Source organism: Clostridium caldaquaticum, from assembly GCF_023806125.1.
GTDB lineage: Bacteria > Bacillota > Clostridia > Clostridiales > Clostridiaceae > Clostridium_AT > Clostridium_AT caldaquaticum.
Window position 1 is genome coordinate 18,597 of sequence record NZ_JAMSKT010000025.1, and the last position, 19,343, is coordinate 37,939.

Annotated in this window: 15 protein-coding genes and 5 tRNA genes; 2 read left to right on the forward strand and 18 right to left on the reverse strand. The window is 33.8% G+C overall.

The window, feature by feature from the left end; translation table 11 throughout:
- Positions 1-16 precede the first annotated feature (16 nt).
- The 18 genes from argB to M2651_RS13410 form a co-directional block, all read right to left on the reverse strand.
- Positions 17-886, reverse strand: a complete 870-nt coding sequence (gene argB, locus M2651_RS13320; protein ID WP_252132833.1) for an acetylglutamate kinase — start codon at positions 884-886, stop codon at positions 17-19.
- Entirely contained in the window at positions 870-4,604 is a 3,735-nt protein-coding gene (gene carB, locus M2651_RS13330) for a carbamoyl-phosphate synthase large subunit (RefSeq protein ID WP_491524972.1), read from the reverse strand. The genes argB and carB overlap by 17 nt, the downstream gene beginning before the upstream one ends.
- Complete coding sequence (gene carA, locus M2651_RS13335; protein ID WP_252132834.1) at positions 4,597-5,670, reverse strand: glutamine-hydrolyzing carbamoyl-phosphate synthase small subunit; 1,074 nt, start codon at positions 5,668-5,670, stop codon at positions 4,597-4,599. The genes carB and carA overlap by 8 nt, the downstream gene beginning before the upstream one ends.
- A 21-nt stretch (positions 5,671-5,691) precedes the next feature.
- The gene (argH, locus tag M2651_RS13340; protein WP_252132835.1) at positions 5,692-7,008 is read right to left on the reverse strand and encodes an argininosuccinate lyase; all 1,317 of its coding nucleotides are present in this window, start codon (positions 7,006-7,008) and stop codon (positions 5,692-5,694) included.
- Between the two features lie 3 nt (positions 7,009-7,011).
- Positions 7,012-8,223 carry an argininosuccinate synthase gene (locus M2651_RS13345; RefSeq protein ID WP_252132836.1) on the reverse strand — a complete coding sequence of 404 codons (1,212 nt, stop codon included), beginning with the start codon at positions 8,221-8,223 and terminating at the stop codon, positions 7,012-7,014.
- A 222-nt stretch (positions 8,224-8,445) separates the two neighbouring features.
- Positions 8,446-8,520: transfer RNA gene (locus tag M2651_RS13350), tRNA-Cys, on the reverse strand.
- A 4-nt stretch (positions 8,521-8,524) separates the two neighbouring features.
- Positions 8,525-8,599: transfer RNA gene (locus M2651_RS13355), tRNA-Gly, on the reverse strand.
- Positions 8,600-8,605: 6 nt separating this feature from the next.
- A tRNA-Phe gene (locus M2651_RS13360) sits at positions 8,606-8,681 on the reverse strand.
- Between the two features lie 15 nt (positions 8,682-8,696).
- Positions 8,697-8,773 (reverse strand) — tRNA-Asp (locus tag M2651_RS13365).
- 6 nt (positions 8,774-8,779) lie between these two features.
- Positions 8,780-8,855: transfer RNA gene (locus M2651_RS13370), tRNA-Val, on the reverse strand.
- A gap of 97 nt (positions 8,856-8,952) precedes the next feature.
- Entirely contained in the window at positions 8,953-9,831 is an 879-nt protein-coding gene (hslO, locus tag M2651_RS13375; protein ID WP_252132837.1) for an Hsp33 family molecular chaperone HslO, read from the reverse strand.
- Entirely contained in the window at positions 9,824-10,582 is a 759-nt protein-coding gene (locus M2651_RS13380) for a class I SAM-dependent DNA methyltransferase (protein ID WP_252132838.1), read from the reverse strand. Before M2651_RS13380 ends, hslO begins: the two co-directional genes overlap by 8 nt.
- Positions 10,583-10,654: 72 nt before the next feature.
- Positions 10,655-10,936, reverse strand: a complete 282-nt coding sequence (locus tag M2651_RS13385; RefSeq protein WP_252132839.1) for an alpha/beta-type small acid-soluble spore protein — start codon at positions 10,934-10,936, stop codon at positions 10,655-10,657.
- A gap of 113 nt (positions 10,937-11,049) precedes the next feature.
- Positions 11,050-12,720 (reverse strand): peptide ABC transporter substrate-binding protein, encoded by a 1,671-nt coding sequence (locus M2651_RS13390; protein ID WP_252132840.1) that lies wholly within the window; start codon positions 12,718-12,720, stop codon positions 11,050-11,052.
- A gap of 181 nt (positions 12,721-12,901) precedes the next feature.
- Entirely contained in the window at positions 12,902-13,882 is a 981-nt protein-coding gene (locus M2651_RS13395; protein WP_252132841.1) for an ABC transporter ATP-binding protein, read from the reverse strand.
- Entirely contained in the window at positions 13,851-14,891 is a 1,041-nt protein-coding gene (locus tag M2651_RS13400) for an ABC transporter ATP-binding protein (RefSeq protein WP_252132842.1), read from the reverse strand. The genes M2651_RS13395 and M2651_RS13400 overlap by 32 nt, the downstream gene beginning before the upstream one ends.
- Before the next feature lie 14 nt (positions 14,892-14,905).
- On the reverse strand, positions 14,906-15,823 hold the full coding sequence (locus M2651_RS13405; RefSeq protein WP_252132843.1) for an ABC transporter permease: 918 nt from the start codon (positions 15,821-15,823) through the stop codon (positions 14,906-14,908).
- Positions 15,824-15,834: 11 nt separating this feature from the next.
- Entirely contained in the window at positions 15,835-16,755 is a 921-nt protein-coding gene (locus M2651_RS13410; RefSeq protein ID WP_252132844.1) for an ABC transporter permease, read from the reverse strand.
- 533 nt (positions 16,756-17,288) lie between these two features.
- Between M2651_RS13410 and M2651_RS13415 the strand changes: the two genes are divergently transcribed.
- Together M2651_RS13415 and dapA are read left to right on the forward strand one after the other, a co-directional pair.
- Positions 17,289-18,284, forward strand: a complete 996-nt coding sequence (locus M2651_RS13415) for an aspartate-semialdehyde dehydrogenase (protein ID WP_252132845.1) — start codon at positions 17,289-17,291, stop codon at positions 18,282-18,284.
- A 61-nt stretch (positions 18,285-18,345) separates the two neighbouring features.
- The gene (dapA, locus tag M2651_RS13420; protein WP_252132846.1) at positions 18,346-19,227 is read left to right on the forward strand and encodes a 4-hydroxy-tetrahydrodipicolinate synthase; all 882 of its coding nucleotides are present in this window, start codon (positions 18,346-18,348) and stop codon (positions 19,225-19,227) included.
- Positions 19,228-19,343: the final 116 nt, after the last annotated feature.

The window sequence follows — 19,343 nt, forward strand, 5'->3', positions numbered from 1 at the left end:
CCTCTTAAACCATTCTCTATTTTCTTATCATTGTTCCGATACCTTTGTTTGTAAATATCTCAAGCAATATGCAGTGTGGAATTCTTCCATCTATAATATGAGTTCTGTTTACTCCCTGTTCAAGAGCTTCAATACAGCCTAACACCTTAGGAATCATCCCTCCTGTTATAATACCGTCATTTAATAATTTATGAATTTCTTCTATGGCAGCTTCATAGATTACTTCCTCGCTGTCTTTAGAATATTTAATCCCCTCAACATCAGTAAGAAGCATCATTTTTTCCGCTTTAAGTGCTGCAGCAACTGCTCCAGCTACTGTATCTGCATTGATATTGTAGCTTTGACCGTCTTTATCTACACCTATTGGTGCAATAACTGGAATATATTCATCCCTAGTTACAAGCTCAAGCATTTTAGTATTTATTTTGGTAATTTTTCCTACAAATCCAATATCTATATCTTCTCCATTAACAGTTGTTTTATATTTTTCGCATTCAATGAGCCTGCCATCTATTCCAGAAAAACCAATAGCTTTTCCTCCTTTACAATTTAAGAGTGACACGATTTCCTTGTTTGTCTTTCCAACTAGCACCATCTGAGCAACTTCCATAGTTTGCTCATCTGTAACTCTTAATCCATTGATAAACTTGCTCTCAACATTATGAAGTTTTAGGGCCTTTGATATATCAGGTCCTCCGCCATGTACTATAACAGGGTTTACCCCGATAAATTTTAAAAGAGTAATATCCTCCATAACAGAGTTTTTAAGCTCTTCACTAATCATAGCATTTCCGCCATACTTAATAACTACAGTTTTACCGTATAATTTTTGTATATAAGGAAGAGCCTCTATTAAAATCTCTGCCTTTCTAATTAGCGTTTCCATAGTTTATTCCCTTCTCATCTTCAATATAATCTTTAATTAATAATGCCCTTATATACCCTCGATCCTTTGTAGTTGATTCAATATAGAAATCGTGTTTATAATAACAATAAATGAGCGGTGAAGCCTTTGCAGCAGTGTGTAAAGACAGCTTTCTAACTCCAGCTTCTTTCATAGCCTCGTCAACAGCATCTAATAAAGCATTGCCAACCCCATGGCGCTGCAGCTCAGGTGATACTGCAAACCTGCTAAGATATGCAGTTTTATCTCTGAAAACTTCAACTCTCACACTTCCTACACATACTCCATTTAATACAGCTACAAATACTTCTTTGGTTTCAATATCCTTCTTTATGTCTTCATAGGTTTCTGATAAAGCTGATAAGCTGCCGTATCCTCCAACATATTTCTTATACTGCTGAAAAGCCTCTTTTGTTATATTACTAATGTCTTTAATATCTTCCAGTCTGGCTTTTCTCACTTCTATACCTTTCTTTTTCATATCCTTTAATTTTAGAGAGGAATATTCACTTAATGAATATATATCTATTGCATTGCTGCTTTCTTTATCCTTTTTAACTGTTTCAAGTATAGCATTTACAGTATCTATAGATGTAATACATGGAATATTATATTCCATTGCTGTACGTCTTAATAAAAATCCATTTCTGTACGATATCTTTCCATTAGTAGGAGTATTAATAATAAAATCAAGTATATCTTTCTTTATATATTGCTGTACTTCCTCCATAGGAATTAGCTTAACATCAATACCCCTGTCTTTTAAATATATATAGGTGTTATCTGTAGCATAGAGCTTATACCCCATATCATAAAGCTTTCTTGCAATTTCTACACTTTCTTCCCTATTTCTCTCTGCTATAGAAAGCAGTACATTACCATCTCTTGGTATGCTAAGCCCAGAGGCAGCAAGTGCTTTGCTTAAGGCTTTATGGTAATCCTTATCTACACCCATAACCTCTCCTGTAGATTTCATTTCAGGTCCTAGGAAAGTATCCACCATTGTAAGCTTTGAAAAAGAAAACACCGGAGCTTTTACAGCTACAAAATCACTTTCTTTATAAAGTCCTGTTGTATACCCTAGCTCTTTTAAAGATTTACCCATAATAATATTAGTAGCTAAAGTTATCATAGGTATTCCTGTAACCTTGCTAAGTATTGGAACTGTTCTACTTGCACGAGGATTTACCTCAATAACATATACATTATTATTTTCATCCAGCACAAATTGTATATTAAAAAGCCCTTTTACACTTAATGCCTTTGCAAGCTTTATAGTGTACTCAACTATAGTGTTTTTGCTATCTTCCTGCAAATTTTGAGGAGGATATATAGCCATACTGTCTCCTGAATGTATTCCCGCTCTTTCTATATGCTCCATTATTCCAGGAATTAAAACATCTATACCATCAGAAATTCCATCAACTTCTACTTCTTTTCCTGAAATATATTTATCTATAAGCACAGGATGTTCTACAGAAATATCTACCGCAAGCTGCATATATTGTTTCAACTCTTTGTCATTATATACAATTTCCATTGCCCTTCCACCAAGTACATAAGAAGGCCTTACTAATACAGGATAACCTATTTCCTTTGCAATTTCTAGTGCTTGTTCTATATTAAAAGCAGTACTTCCAGGAGGAAGTGGAATGTTTAGCTCTTCTAAAAGCTTAAGAAATCTTTCTCTATCCTCAGCAATATCTATACTATCTACAGCAGTTCCTAATATCTTAACTCCTGCCTTATGAAGTGGAGCAGCAAGATTAATAGCTGTCTGACCTCCAAACTGAACAATTACTCCTTCAGGTTTTTCTTTTTCAACAATATCTAGAACACATTCTTTTGTTAGCGGCTCAAAATAAAGCTTGTCGGAAGTATCAAAATCCGTACTCACAGTTTCAGGATTATTGTTTATAATAATAGATTCAAAACCTAGTTCCTTAAGAGTCTGCACCGAATGAACACTGCAATAGTCAAATTCAATTCCCTGGCCTATTCTTATAGGACCAGAACCTACAACAATTACTTTTTTCTTATCATTTACTATTACATCATCTTCCTCTTCATAGGTAGAGTAATAATAAGGAGTAGCAGCTTCAAATTCACCTGCACAAGTATCTACAATTTTATATACAGGATTTATATTAAATGTCTTTCTCTTTTTTATTACATTTTCTAAAGAAGTATTCAGAAGGTTTGCTATATAAGAATCTCCAAAACCTACTTTTTTAGCTTCATACATCAATTCATAGCTTACATCTTCAATGTTTGTATATTTTAATTTTTCACCCAAAAGAACAATTTTTTCAAGCTTCTTTATGAAAAAATAATCTATTTTAGTTATATTTACAATCTCTTCTACAGTAATACCTTTTTGAAGAGCCTTGCATAGTGCAAAAATTCTTTCATCACTAGGAATGCTTATAATTTCCTTTAACTGCTCTACAGTTCTATCTTCAAACTGTTTCAAACCTAACTGATAATTCATTTTTATATCCAAAGAATCTATAGCTTTTAGCAAGGACTCCTCAAAGGTTCTTCCTATAGCCATAACTTCTCCTGTTGCTTTCATCTGTGTTCCAAGAGAACGGTTAGCAGTGTTGAACTTATCAAAAGGCCATCTTGGAACCTTTGTAACTACATAATCCAGTGACGGCTCAAAACAGGCATAAGTATTTTGAGTAATGGAATTTTTAATTTCATCTAAATTCATTCCAATTGCTATTTTAGCTGTTACTCTAGCAATAGGATAACCAGTAGCCTTTGAAGCTAATGCACTGGAACGACTAACTCTAGGATTAACTTCTATTACAACATACTCAAAACTATTAGGATTCAGTGCAAACTGTATATTACAGCCACCATTTATCTTAAGTGCACGTATAATTTTAATAGATGCAGAACGCAGCATTTGGTATTCCTTATCTGACAAAGTTTGGCTTGGAGCTACTACTATACTGTCTCCTGTGTGTACTCCTACAGGATCGAAATTTTCCATGTTACAAATTATAATACAGTTATCCGCATGATCTCTCATAACTTCATACTCTATTTCCTTCCATCCAGCCACACTTTGCTCAAGCAAAACCTGATGAATCATGCTAAGCTTTAATCCACGTCCTGCAATATATTTAAACTCTTCCATATTATTTGCAATACCGCCTCCGCTTCCACCTAAGGTGTAAGCAGGACGAACGATGATTGGAAAACCGACCTTTTTAACAAAATCAATAGCATCCTCTAAATTAGTTACAATAGTACTGTGAGGTACTTTTTCCCCTATTTCCTCCATCATCTGCTTGAAAAGTTCTCTATCTTCAGCCTTTTGAATTGATTCTAAAGATGTTCCAAGAAGCTCAATGCCTAATTCTTTCAATATTCCATCTTTAGCTAGCTCAACTGCCATATTAAGAGCAGTCTGTCCTCCAAGTGACGGAAGAATGCCCTGAGGCTTTTCTTTATATATAATTTTTTTTACAAAATCTAAAGTAATTGGCTCTATATACACCTTATCAGCAACTTCCATGTCTGTCATAATGGTAGCAGGATTACTGTTTATGAGTACAACCTCAATACCTTCTTCTTTTAAAGATTTGCAAGCTTGAGTTCCTGAATAATCGAACTCAGCTGCCTGACCAATAACAATAGGACCTGAGCCTATTACTAAAACCTTTTTTATATCTTCTCTTTTAGGCATTAGAATTCCCTCCTACCATTTTCATAAAATCATCAAAAACATAGTTTGAATCCTGAGGTCCTGGAGCTGCTTCTGGATGATACTGCACGCTTATAACCGGCAAGGATTTGTGTCTGAATCCTTCTACAGTATTGTCATTTACATTAATATGAGTTATAACAACGTCATCGCTGAAACCATTCTTTAAGGCATAATTATGATTTTGTGATGTTATATATATTCTTCCTGTAGTATAATCTTTTACAGGATGATTTCCACCATGATGTCCAAATTTAAGCTTATAAGTCTTACCGCCAAGAGCTATACCTAAAAGCTGATGTCCTAAGCATATTCCCATAATTGGTTTCTTTCCTAGAAGTTTTTTAATATTTTCAGCTGCCTCAGGCAAATCTTCTGGATCGCCAGGGCCATTTGAAAGCAAAATTCCATCTGGGTTTATTTTTAATACTTCTTCAAAACTAGTATCATAAGGAAACACATGTAAATCACAGTCTCTATCCTGTAAAAGCCTTAAAATATTTTGTTTTACTCCAAAATCTAATACAGCTATTTTTTTTCCTTTTCCTTCAATATGATACTTTTTAATAGTACTGACTTCTTTAACAGGATTTATTTTAACAGCTGCCTTTTCTCTTATTTTTTTTACAAGATCTTCTATACCCTCATCTTTAGTAGAAATAATCCCATTCATGCTTCCAAACTTTCTTATGTGCTTTGTAAGTCTTCTTGTGTCAATGTCCTTTATACCTATGATATTATATTCCTTAAAATAGTCTTCTGGAGATATCTCCCCTCTCCAATTGCTGTGAGCAGCACATATTTCCTTCACAATAAAACCATTAACATGAGGCTTAAAAGACTCTTTATCTATATTATTAAAACCATAATTCCCTATAAGCGGGTAGGTCATAGTCACCATCTGTCCCTTATAAGAAGGATCTGTTAAAATCTCTTCATAACCTGTCATACAAGTATTAAAAACTACTTCTCCCAGCGCTTCACCCTGAGCACCAAAAGAATTCCCCATAAAAACCGTTCCATCCTCTAATACAAGTCTTGCTTTCATATACGCCCCCTCCTTCTATACTTATAGCATCAGCTTTTTTATTCCTTTTTTTAGAGAATTTTCATAATCAATAAAGTCATAAATATCTTCTTCAAATAAGCTGCTGAATTCTTTTAACTTTTCTACGGATAAATCTTCTATAGAACAACCTTCTTCTTCACAATAAAGAACAATACTTCCTATTACTCCATGAGCATCTCTAAAAGGCATTCCCTTATTAACAAGATAATCTGCAGCTTCTGTAGCGTTTAAAAAACCTTTTTTTACAGCTTTAAGCATAGTTTCTTTTTTTACCTTTAAGGTTCCAAGCATTTCTATTAAAATGCTGATACACTTTAATACAGTATCTGAAGCATCAAAGAAAGGCTCCTTATCTTCCTGCATATCCTTATTGTAAGCAAGTGGAAGACTCTTCATAGTTGTCAATATTGATGTTAAAGCACCATATACTCTGCCAGTTTTTCCTCTTATAAGCTCTGCTGCATCTGGGTTTTTCTTTTGCGGCATAATACTACTTCCAGTTGCAAATTGATCATCTATCTCAATAAATCCGAACTCTTTACTGCTCCATAATATTAATTCTTCGCTTAATCTGCTAAAATGCATCATTAAAATTGAAAAACAGGATATAAGTTCTATAATATAATCCCTGTCACTTACTCCATCTAAATAATTATCTACAGTTTTTTTAAAATTAAGCTCCTTTGTAGTAATCTCTCTATCAATTGAATAAGTAGTTCCTGCAAGAGCACCACAGCCAAGTGGATTTTCATTTAATCTATCTACTGCATCTTCTAACCTTTTTATATCTCTTGAAAACATAGAGTGATAAGCCATCATATGATGTTTAAAGGTAACAACCTGAGCTCTTTGAAGATGAGTATAACCTGGCATTATCGCTGGATTCTCCTCAGCAAGCTTGAAAACCACCTGCTGAAGAGCCTCCATTTTATTAACAATCTCTAGTGCCTTTTCTTTTGCATAAAGCCTCATATCCACTGCTACCTGGTCATTTCTGCTTCTTCCTGTATGAAGCTTCTTACCAACATTCCCTATTTTTTTAATAAGATTTGTTTCAACAAAGCTGTGGATATCCTCATAGTCTCCCTCAAGCTTAAGTATGCCACTTTCAATTTCCTTAAGTATTGTATTTAGCCCTTCTGTGATTTTTTCCTTTTCTTCTTCTGTTAAAATACCACAGCTAGCCAACATTTTTACATGAGCCTTGCTTCCTGTAATATCCTGAAAATATAGCCTTTTATCAAAGCTTAAGGAGCTATTGAAGTCTTCCATCAACTTGCTTTCTTCATTTTTAAATCTTCCGCCCCAAAGTTTCATATATTATTTACCTTCCTTAATGTTTTTCTCCTTCATTGCCTTAATTCTGTATGGCAAACCAAATAGATTGATAAATCCTGCAGAGTCCTTATGACTGTATAATTCACTAGCACCAAAGGAAGATATTCCTTTATCATATAATGCATAAGGAGTATCTACTCCTGCCGGCATAACATTTCCTTTATAAAGCTTCATTTTTACTGTTCCTGTAACTTGTTCTTGAGTCTTATCAATAAAAGCATCTAATGCTTCTCTTATAGTACTGAACCAAACTCCATCATAAACAAGTTCAGCATATTTTTGAGCTATAAGCTGTTTGTAGTGGTAGGTCTGCTTATCTAAAACAGCCTGCTCTATCTCACGATGTGCAGCTAATAGTAAAGTTCCGCCTGGTGTTTCGTATACACCTCTTGACTTCATACCAACAAGTCTGTTTTCAACTATATCTGCAATTCCAACTCCATTTTCACCTGCAATTTTATTTAATGTTTTAACAAGCTCAACTGGAGGAAGCTCTTTTCCATCAACCTTCTTAGGAATTCCCTGCTCAAAATAAATTTCAACATAGGTAGGCTCATCCTTAGCCTTCTCTGGAGGAGTTACCATTAGATACATATCTGTTTTATGTTCATTTGTTAATTCCTCCAAGTCTCCGCCTTCATGACTAACATGCCAAAGATTTCTATCCATAGAATATATTTTTTCCTTAGTTACAGTTATTTTTATTCCTTTTTTCTCTGCATAGTCAATAGCATCTTCCCTTGATTTTATATCCCATATTCTCCAAGGAGCTATAATCTTAATTTCAGGATCAATTGAAGCTATACCTACCTCAAAACGCACCTGGTCATTTCCTTTTCCTGTACAGCCATGACATATATATTTAGCTCCTTCTTTATGAGCAATTTCTACTAATCTTTTTGCAATTAAAGGCCTTGCATATGATGTTCCTAATAGATATTTTTCTTCATATACGGCTCCTGACTTTATAGCCTTAAATAAATAGTCAGTAACAAACTCCTCTTTCAAGTCTTCTACATACACCTTTGATGCCCCTGTCATTATTGCCTTTTCTTTTATCTCATTCATGTCATCTTCCTGACCAACATCTCCGCAAACTGCTATAACCTCTACATCATAGTTTTCCTTAAGCCATGTTACTATAATTGAAGTATCTAATCCTCCTGAATATGCTAATATAACTTTATCTTTCATATTAAAGTTCCCCTTTCCAACATGTACTAAATTTATATTTATAATTATACATATTTATCTATAAATATGCAAGTATTTTTTTATATTTATTCATATTTTTTGTATATTGATGAATAAATATAAAAAACAAGAGTAAGTAAACATGAAAATATACTCACTCTTGTTTTAATTTATGTTATAACTTTATAAAACAAAAGCTGTACTTTCGTACAGCTTTCTATCTGGAGGCGCCACCCAGATTTGAACTGGGGAATAAAGGTTTTGCAGACCTCTGCCTTACCACTTGGCTATAGCGCCATATTGGAGCGGAAGACGGGATTCGAACCCGCAACTTTCACCTTGGCAAGGTGACACTCTACCATTGAGTCACTCCCGCATAATGTGGTGGCCAGACCAGGAATCGAACCAGGGACACGAGGATTTTCAGTCCTCTGCTCTACCGACTGAGCTATCTGGCCATATTAAATTTAATTTGGCGACCCAGAAGGGGCTCGAACCCTCGACCTCCGGCGTGACAGGCCGGCACTCTAACCAACTGAGCCACTGGGCCACAATGTGGTGGGCACAACAGGGATCGAACCTGTGACCCTCTGCTTGTAAGGCAGATGCTCTCCCAGCTGAGCTATGCGCCCACACTTTTGTCCCCCAAGACAATTAACATTATATAATGCCCAATTATAATTGTCAATAGCTTTTTTGTACAATTGATCCATTTTTATTTATATAAATTTATAGCTCTTCTAACAACTTCCCTATCTCACTATTTGTAAAAATATAAGATTTATTACAAAAATGACATTTTAATTCTTCTTCTTTGCCTTCTTTATATATCTCTTCAAGATCTTTTCTTCCAATACTTATAAGTGCCTTTTCTACTCTTTCTCTTGAACAGTCGCATTGAAATTTTGGCTCCATGCTTTCTAAAATATTTAAACCCATATCTTCAAATATATATTCTAATATTTCCTCAATACTCATTCCTCTTTGTATCAGTTCAGTTATAGAAGGTATTTCCTGAAGTCTATAAGTAATCAAATCAGCAATAAGCTCACTAGCACCTGGCATCATCTGTATAATAAACCCGCCAGCTGCTTTTATGCTTAAATCTTTCTCTACAAGTACTCCAAGTCCTACAGCAGAAGGAGTCTGCTCTGAAACTGTGAAGTAATAAGCAAGGTCATCTCCTATCTCTCCAGTAGTTATAGGAACTTGACCTACATAAGGCTCTTTAAGTCCCATATCCCTTATTACTAATAGATTTCCGTTTATACCTATTGCTCCACCTACATCAAGTTTTCCTTTGCTGTTAGCAGGCAAATCCACTTCAGGATTTCCAATGTAACCTTTAACCTTACCATTTGAATAAGCAGTAACTATTACTCCTTTAGCTTCCCCTCCACCGGCGATTTGAATTGTCAAGGTTTCATTTTCTGACTTCAGCATAGCTCCCATTAAACTGCCTGCTGTTAACATCCTTCCTAATGCTGCAGCAGCCGTAGCTGTACAGTTATGTATTTTAACCGCCTTATTGACTAAATCAGTAGTTATTGCTCCAAATATTCTTATGTTTCCATCTTGAGCAGTTGCTCTTATTAATTTATCAGACATTTTTTTCCTCCTTGCTTTTAGTTAACACGTACACTATTCTTTCACTTGCAGCATTTATATTGCAATTTTCATAGTTATTAAGCTTATCTTTTATAATAAAACCAGCCTTTATTATAAAATCCTCTAGATATTGTTCCTTATACGCCCTTTCACAGTGCATTTCATCAAATCTTCTATATAACTCTCCACTTTTCACAAAAAAGGTCAGATTCATCTCCACAACATCATTTTCTAAAAAATTTTCCCATATATATGTTACGTCCTCATTATCGTAAGTAAAAATATTATTACCTAATATTTCTGTCAGCTTATAATACGAATTTATATCAAATATGAATACTCCATCTTCTTTTAAATGACTATATACACCTCTAAAGTAATTCTTTAAATCTTCCTCTTTTAAAATATAGTTTGTTGAATCAAGGCAGCATGTTATTAGGTCAAATTTATAGTTTAGCTTCAGAGATGAAATATCCTGACATACAAATTTTGCTTTCAAATTAGAAGCCCTAAACTTGCTTTCTGCTTCTGTAAGCATTTGACTTGACAGATCGACAGCCCATGTATTTTTGAAATGTTTTGCTATGTTCACTGTCATGTTCCCAGTACCACAGGCTAAATCAAGATAATCTCTTTTCTCTATGCTTAAGCTGCTGCATATATTTAAAATTTTATCAGCCCAGGCATTATAATCAATATCACTATTTATCAATTGATCATAAATAGACGCAAAGTCTTTATATTGACTCATTAAGTGCTACATCCCTTCCAAACTCATTTATGTCCAAGCTAATATTATATATTTTTTGTTTATAAGTCAACATTATTTTGTTATATCTTCAAAATCAACATATCCATTGTTTGAAATTATCTCTTTATTTTTAGGAAGGTTTAGCTGCTTTTTCCTTTTCGTCATTATACCTCCTATTCTCCCTGTCTCCTCTGCAGTCAGTCCACTCCACCCATATTTGTCAACTTTATCACTTAAACCTAACTCTTCTGCAATTTCATATTTTATTTTTTCTCTCAGCTTTTCAATATCAGTAAGTTCTCTATTGGATTTTAACTTTGCTTTTATTACTTTTTTTAATGGTGTTTTACCCATATAAATTCCCCTCCCAATTAATCTTATCTGCTATTTTTAACTTAGAAGGGAATCTTTATACATTATATACAAATACATAAGCAAAAAGACCCTGACGGGTCTTTTTGTATAAACTATTTTTCTATATATGTTTCATTGAAGTAAACCATTCCTAATGGTGACTTATGAACATTCTTAACATAAGGTTTTATACATGCAATATTAGTATATTCATACAAAGGAATTATAGGCATATCATTCATAAGTATATCTTCTGCCTGATGCATTAAAGCCATTCTCTTTGCTGAATCAGATTCTGACTTAGCCTGTTCTATTAGCTTATCATATTCTGGATTATTGTATCCTGCTACATTATTTCCAGATGTAGAAGTCCACATATCAAGGAAAGTCATAGGATCAGCATAGTCTGCAATCCATCCATTTCTTGCTATTGCAGGATACTTATGATTTGATGTTTCGTCAAGCTGAACTTTTCTTTCAACATTTCTTAATGTAACATTTATTCCAAGATTTTTCTTTAACATATCTTGAACAGCAGTAGCTATATCCTGATGTCCTTGACCACTGTTGTAAAGAATTTCCAAAGTTGGTATACCTTGTCCGTCTGGATATCCAGCTTCAGCAAGAAGCTTTTTAGCTGTCTCTACATCAGCTGTAGACTTATAATAATCTTTAGATTTAAAATCCTTTCCTGCTGCTTCTGCTATTCCCTTTGGAACAAAGCTAGTAGCAGGATTTTGACCACCCTTTGTTACGTTTTTAACTAAGGCTTCTCTGTCAATAGCAAGAGAAATTGCTTTTCTTACTCTAACATCCTTTAATACCTTAGCAACAGCAGGATCAATTTTGTCTGCATCTTTTGATATATTAAAGCTGTAGTAATATGTACCAAGGTATGGGAATACTTGAGCAGTCTTATTTGCTAATAAAGTAGGTATCTGCTCTGTTGGTGGTGATTCTATATAGTCAATTTGACCAGCATTAAATGCAGACATGTAGCTTGTTTCCTGATCAATAAGTGTATATTCTATTGTTTCAAGTTTTACTTTATCTTTATTCCAGTAGTTAGGATTCTTCTCAAATACCATTTTATCCTTTGGTCTCCATTCTTTCATTTTGAATGGTCCATTACCGATGTATGTTTCTCCTTTAGTTGCCCAGCCTTCTTTGTCTTTTTCAACAATATCCTGTCTTAATGGCATGTAAGTTGGGAATGCAGTTAAGGATAAGAAATATGGTGTTGAATTTTCAAGTGTTACTTCTAATGTAGTGTCATTAACAGCTTTTACTCCAACTTCATCCTTATTAGCTTTCTTTTCATTATATTTTTGTCCATTCTTCAGATAATAAAGCTGATATGCATATTCTGAGGCAACATCAGGATCAAGTGCTCTCTTCCACGCATACTCAAAATCTTGTGCTTTAACAGGCTGTCCATCTGACCATTTAGCATCTTTTCTTATGTAGAAAGTATACTTTAGTCCATCTGGTGATATATCCCATTTTTCTGCAGCTCCAGGTACAACCTGCTCCTTAGAATCTATATTTGTAAGTCCTTCGAAAGCGTTAACAATTACTGTACCACCTTCAACTGAACTGTTTAATCCTGGATCAATTGTCTTTGGATCTGCTCCAAGATTATACCTTAAAATCTGCTGTGAAGTTGCAGCTCCTCCAGCTTTTCCTGGTTCACTTGATTTGCTTGCACAACCTGCCATAACGGAACCTGCTAAAGCTACTGTTAAAACAAGAGAAATTATTCTGTTTTTCTTATTTTTTAGCATAAAAGCCCTCCTTTATATTTTATTTTTATGTATTTTATATATATCAAATTCGAGATAATTAAGGTGCAAGCTGTCTTAATTATCTCGAATTTAATAAAAACTTAATTGATTCAAACTGAATATAACGAAATAAAACAAGTAATATAAACGTTATATATAGTATATATTAATCATATTTAATCTATTCATAGAGATGACAGGCTACCTCATGTCCGTTACCAAAATCTTTAAGCACTGGCGTAACTTCAGAGCAAATTGGCTTTGCATATTTACATCTTGCCCTGAATCTGCACCCTTTAGGTGGATCAATTGGTGAAGGCGTCTCACCTTCAAGAACAATTCTCTTATTTGATGCTGACATGTCAGGATCTGGTACAGGTATAGCTGACAGTAAGGCTTTAGTATAAGGGTGCATAGGATTTTTATATAGTTCGTTGCTTTCACCTATTTCAACCATATGCCCTAAATACATAACTCCTATTTTATTTGAAATATGCTTAACCATTGACAAATCGTGAGCAATAAACAAATAAGTTAAACCTAAATCCTCTTGAAGATCCTCAAGCATATTTACAACCTGTGCCTGAATTGAAACATCTAATGCTGATATAGGTTCATCACACACAATAAAATCTGGTTGAACTGCCAAGGCTCTTGCAATACCAATTCTTTGTCTCTGACCTCCTGAAAACTCATGAGGATATCTATTGGCATGCTCTGAGTTTAGCCCAACCCTGTTTAGCAAATAATGTATTCTTTCAAGTCTCTCTTTTCCATTCATAAGTTTGTGTATATCGATTGCTTCACCAATTATATCACCAACTGTCATTCTCCCATCCAATGAAGCATAAGGATCTTGAAAAATCATTTGTATCTTTTTTCTATAAGGAAGCATTTCTTTTGGTTTTAACTTTGCGATATCCACTCCATCAAATATTATTGAACCGTCAGTAGGTTCATATAATTTAATAACTGTTCTTCCTGTGGTAGTTTTTCCACATCCGCTTTCCCCTACTAATCCTAAGGTTTCTCCACGATTTATTGTAAAGGAAACATCATCAACAGCCTTTACAAAAGACTTTTGTTTATCAAACAATCCCTTTTTAACAGGGAAATATTTCTTTAAATTTTTAACCTCTAGCAGAGGTGCTTGTTTGCTCATTCTGATTCCCCCTTCCTAAGTCTGGAGTCACCTTCGGTGCTAAAGAATGATTTAACCAACAGGCTGAATAGTGTTCATCATTTATTTTAAACTGCTCAGGCATTTTTTTCATACATATATTCATTGCATATTCACATCTAGCTGCGAAAGGACACCCTACAGGAGGCTTTAATAAATCCGGAGGCGTACCTGGAATAGGCTTTAGCCTTTCTTTAACATCATTCTTTGGATTTGGGATACTTCTTAACAATCCCCAAGTGTATGGGTGTTTTGGATTATAAAATATATCCTTTGAACTGCCTGTTTCAACAATTTTACCTCCATACATTACATTGATTCTGTTACATGTGTCTGCAACTACTCCTAAATCATGAGTTATCAATATTATAGACATACCGAATTTAGCTTTAAGATCCTTCATGAGTTCAAGAATTTGTGCTTGTATAGTAACATCTAAAGCCGTTGTAGGTTCATCTGCAATTAATATTTTTGGTGAACAAACAAGTGCCATTGCTATCATTGCTCTTTGTCTCATACCACCAGAAAATTCATGAGGGTATTGCTTCATTCTTTTTTCAGGGCTCGGAATTCCTACTAACTTAAGCATTTCAACCGCTTTTTCAAAAGCTTGCTTTTTATTCAGTTTTCTATGCTTCATAAGTGGTTCCATCAATTGATCACCAATAGTAAAAACAGGGTTAAGGGAAGTCATTGGATCCTGAAATATCATACCTATTTCGTTTCCTCTGACTTTTTCCATATCTTTTTCAGGAAGCTTTACTAAATCTTTTCCATCAAGTAATATTTCTCCTTTTTTTATCTTTCCGTTTTCAGAAAGAAGTCCCATTACAGACATCATAGTGATACTTTTGCCGCTGCCAGATTCTCCAACAATGCCTAGTGCTTCCCCCTTGTTTAAATCGAAAGAAACATCTCTTACAGCTTGTACTTCTCCAGCATGTGTATAAAACGATGTATTTAAACTCCTTACCTGGAGTACCTTTTTCATAATTCTCCTCCTCACTACTTTCTCATCTTTGGATCCAGTGCATCTCTCAAACCATCACCTAGAAAATTAAACGCCAAAATAGTTAAGCAAATTGCCAGTGAAGGAAACAATATCTGATTAGGATACAGCTGAAATGTTTGCAATGCTTCTGAAGCCAAAGTACCCCATGAAGCTTGTGGAGCACTAACACCCAGACCTATAAAACTTAAAAAAGACTCTGTAAATATTGCTTGAGGTACAGTCAATGTCAGAGTAACTATTATAGGTCCCATTGAATTTGGAATCAAATGTCTAAATATAATTCGCATTGGTGATGCTCCTAATGTTCTTGCAGCCAATACAAATTCCTGTTCTTTCAAAGACATAATTTGCCCTCTTACTATTCTAGCCATAGTTACCCAGAAACTAACTGCAAGCGCTATTATTATACTTTTAAGTCCTCCGCTTTTAAAAACAACCATTAATAGTATAACATATATAGTCATAGGTATAGCATACAGTATCTCAACAATTCTCATCATAATATTGTCTATTCTGCCGCCAAAATAACCAGAAACTCCGCCATAAATAATACCTATGATAAGATTTAATACACTAGCTGCATATCCTACAGTAAGTGATATCCTTGCACCATATAGAACCCTTATGAATATATCTCTTCCAAATTTATCAGTACCAAACCAATGAGTACTGCTTGGCCCCTGATTTGCTACGCTGAAATCTTGAGTACTATAATCAAATTTTGAAAACATAGGTCCAAAAATTGCAAGCAAAGTAATGAATATTACAAAGAATAAACCCGCAATAGCAAGCTTATTTTCTTTTAATCTTCTCCATGAATCCTGCCAAAAAGTCAGACTAGGACGTACAATCTCTTCGGAATTTTTTTCACTTTCTGCTACTTTCTCAAATAATTCTTTTGAAAATTCCATAAACACTCCTCCTATGACTCCAATTTAATTCTTGGATCAATAACTACATACAGTATATCAACGATAAGATTACATATTACAAGGAAACTACCGTAAAAAATCGTAACTCCTAGTATTTCAGTATAATCTCTATTTCCTATACTAACAACAAACTCTCTTCCAAGACCAGGAATACCAAACATTGATTCCACAACAAAACTTCCAGTTAATACTGCAGCAACTAATGGACCAAGATAAGTAACTATAGGAATTAATGAATTTCTTAAAGCATGCTTGTACACAATTTGAAATTTTGACAATCCTTTAGCTTTTGCAACTCTTATATAATCCTGCCTAATAACTTCAAGCAGACTAGATCTAGCTAATCTGGCAATGAAAGCCATGGATGAACCACCTAAAGCAATTGCAGGCAGTATATAATTTTTAGGTCCGTCGAAGCCTATAGCAGGCAGTAACTGAAGCTTTACCGCAAAGAAATATATGAGCAAAGTAGCCATAACAAAGCTTGGAACTGTAACTCCAATAGTGGAAATAACCATACTCAAATTATCCTGCCACTTACCCTGCTTTAATGCAGCAACTATTCCCATTAATATTCCAAGAATCAAAGAAAACAACACTGCTACACCGCCAAGCTTTGCAGAAGTCGGAAAAGAATAAGCAATTATTTCATTCACTGTTCTACCTTGATTTATTATAGATAATCCTAAATCTCCTTTTACAAGTCTTGATAAATAGGTAACATATTGTTGTGACAAAGGCTTATTTAATCCATATTTTTCTTCCATATTAGCCTTAACTTGTGGTGGTAATTTTTTTTCACCAGTAAACGGATCTCCAGGTAGTGCATGCATCATAAAAAAGGTTACAGTAACAACTACCCATATAGTTACCACACTTGATATTATTCTTTTGAAAATATACTTTATCATTTTTTTCCCCTTCCTTACATATTAAATGAGTTTTCTTGCATTATGTTAAAAAACCGACAAAAAATTATATGAATGTTTACCTGCATGAAGTTGCATACTGTTACAATAATTCATGAAAATCATACTATCACATAAAGTTTAGCTTGTCAATGTTGATTTATCTAAGCTTTATTTTTAAAGCAAATTCTGAAATTTTATATACTTAAAATAAATCTGATTTGCTTAAAAATATAATAAATTTGATATTAATAATTATTATCTAAAAAATATATTAATAGAAATCCTGCAATAATTCTAGTAGAATTTTATTGAGTTTTTAGTTTATTTTATAATTGTTATTATTTATTTCATGATCTTATTATAAATTACAGGTTTATTAATATATACCAAATATTTTTTTAAATTTTTTAATATATTTACACAAGTTTAAAATTTTCTTATTATTTTGATTTACAATTTAGCATAGAAAAGTATATAATTTTTTTAACATTAATTATATAATGTATTATAGTCTTTTCTTAGGAGGGGTAAAAATGAATTATAATGTTGCAGTTGTTGGAGCAACTGGTATGGTAGGAAGAAAATTCGTGCAAGTTTTAGAGGAAAGGAACTTCCCCGTAGACAAAGTCTACTTTTTTGCATCAAAAAGGTCTGCAGGTACTTATATTCCTTTCAAAGGAGAAAATGTTATAGTAGAAGAATTAAAGGAAGAGAATATTAAAAATAAAACTATTCACTTTGCTTTATTCTCTGCTGGAGGAGATACAAGTCTTGAGTATGCACCTGTTTTTGCAAAATATAACGCTATAGTAATAGATAACAGCAGTGCTTGGAGAATGGATCCTGAAGTTCCTCTTGTAGTTCCTGAAGTAAATCCTGAAGATATTAAATGGAACAAAGGTATTATTGCTAATCCTAACTGTTCTACTATACAAGCTGTTGTAGCACTTAAACCTTTATACGATAAGTATGGCATAAAAAGAATAATTTACTCAACTTATCAAGCAGTTTCTGGAGCTGGTATGGGAGGCTTTAATGATTTAAAGGAAGGACTTAATGGAGAAGCTCCAAAAAAGTTTCCTAGACCTATTGCTAATAATATTCTTCCTCATATAGATGTTTTTACAGAAAACGGCTATACAAAGGAAGAGCTTAAGATGATAAATGAAACAAAAAAAATTATGCATGATGATAATTTAAAAATTACTGCCACAACAGTTAGAGTTCCAGTTTATTATGGACACAGCGAAAGTATCAACATTGAATTACAAAATGAATATAATATAGAAGACATATTTTCGCTTTACAAAAACGCAAAGGGTATAATATTAATGGATGATGTAAAAAACTTAATCTATCCGACTCCTATAGATGCTGAAGGCCATGATGAAGTTTATGTGGGAAGAATTAGAAGAGACTTCAGTATAGATAATGGATTAAATCTATGGGTTGTTGCAGATAACATAAGAAAAGGTGCTGCATCAAATGCAATTCAAATTGCAGAGTATATAATTAATGAAGGAAAATAAACTTAAGTATGACAATTTTAAAAAAACATACTAATCTATATAAAGAAGGAGGAGATACGATATGAGTATTTTTAAAGGCTGTGGTGTTGCTATAGTTACCCCTTTTAATGAAAGAGGAGTTGACTTTAAAAAGCTTGAAGAGCTGCTCAATTGGCATGTTGAAAATGGCACTGATGCTATTATTGTGTGTGGAACTACTGGTGAAGCTTCAACTATGAGCGAAACTGAAAAGAAAGAAACAATCAAATTTACAGTGGATGTTATAAATAAAAGAATACCTGTTATTGCAGGTACAGGCTCAAACAATACAGCTGCATCTGTAGGCTTGAGTAAGTGGGCAGAAAGCATTGGTGTAGACGGCCTTTTAGTTATAACTCCTTATTATAATAAAACAACGCAAAAAGGACTTATCGAACACTTTAAAGCTATTGCTGAAAGTGTAAATACTCCTATTGTAATGTATAATGTACCGTCGAGAACCGGCATGAATCTTGAACCTAAAACAATTAAAGCTCTCTGCAAGTTCCCTAATATTGTTGCTGTAAAGGAAGCTAGTGGTAACATAAGCCAAATTGCAAAGATTAAATCTCTTTGTGGGGATAGGATTGATATATATTCTGGAAATGATGATCAAACTATTCCTATTATGGCTCTTGGAGGAGTAGGAGTAATATCAGTAATTGCAAATATCATTCCAAAGGATATGCATGATATGTGCAAACTATATTTAGAAGGAAATCATGAAGCAGCATTAAAGCTTCAATTAAATATGCTAGCACTTAATGATGCCATGTTCATTGAAACTAATCCTATACCAGTAAAAACAGCAATGAATCTTATGGGAATGAATGTAGGCACCCTAAGACTTCCTCTTTGTGATATGAGCAATGAAAATTTAGAAGTTTTAAAAAATGAGCTTAAAGCCTACGGTTTAATTAACTAGCAATAAGTATTGGAGTGATAACTTGAAAATGAAAACCATAAATGAAGGCACACAAATAAGACCCATTCCTTTTGTTCGAAAAAAAGAGGATCTCTTATAGGATCTATACAAAATAG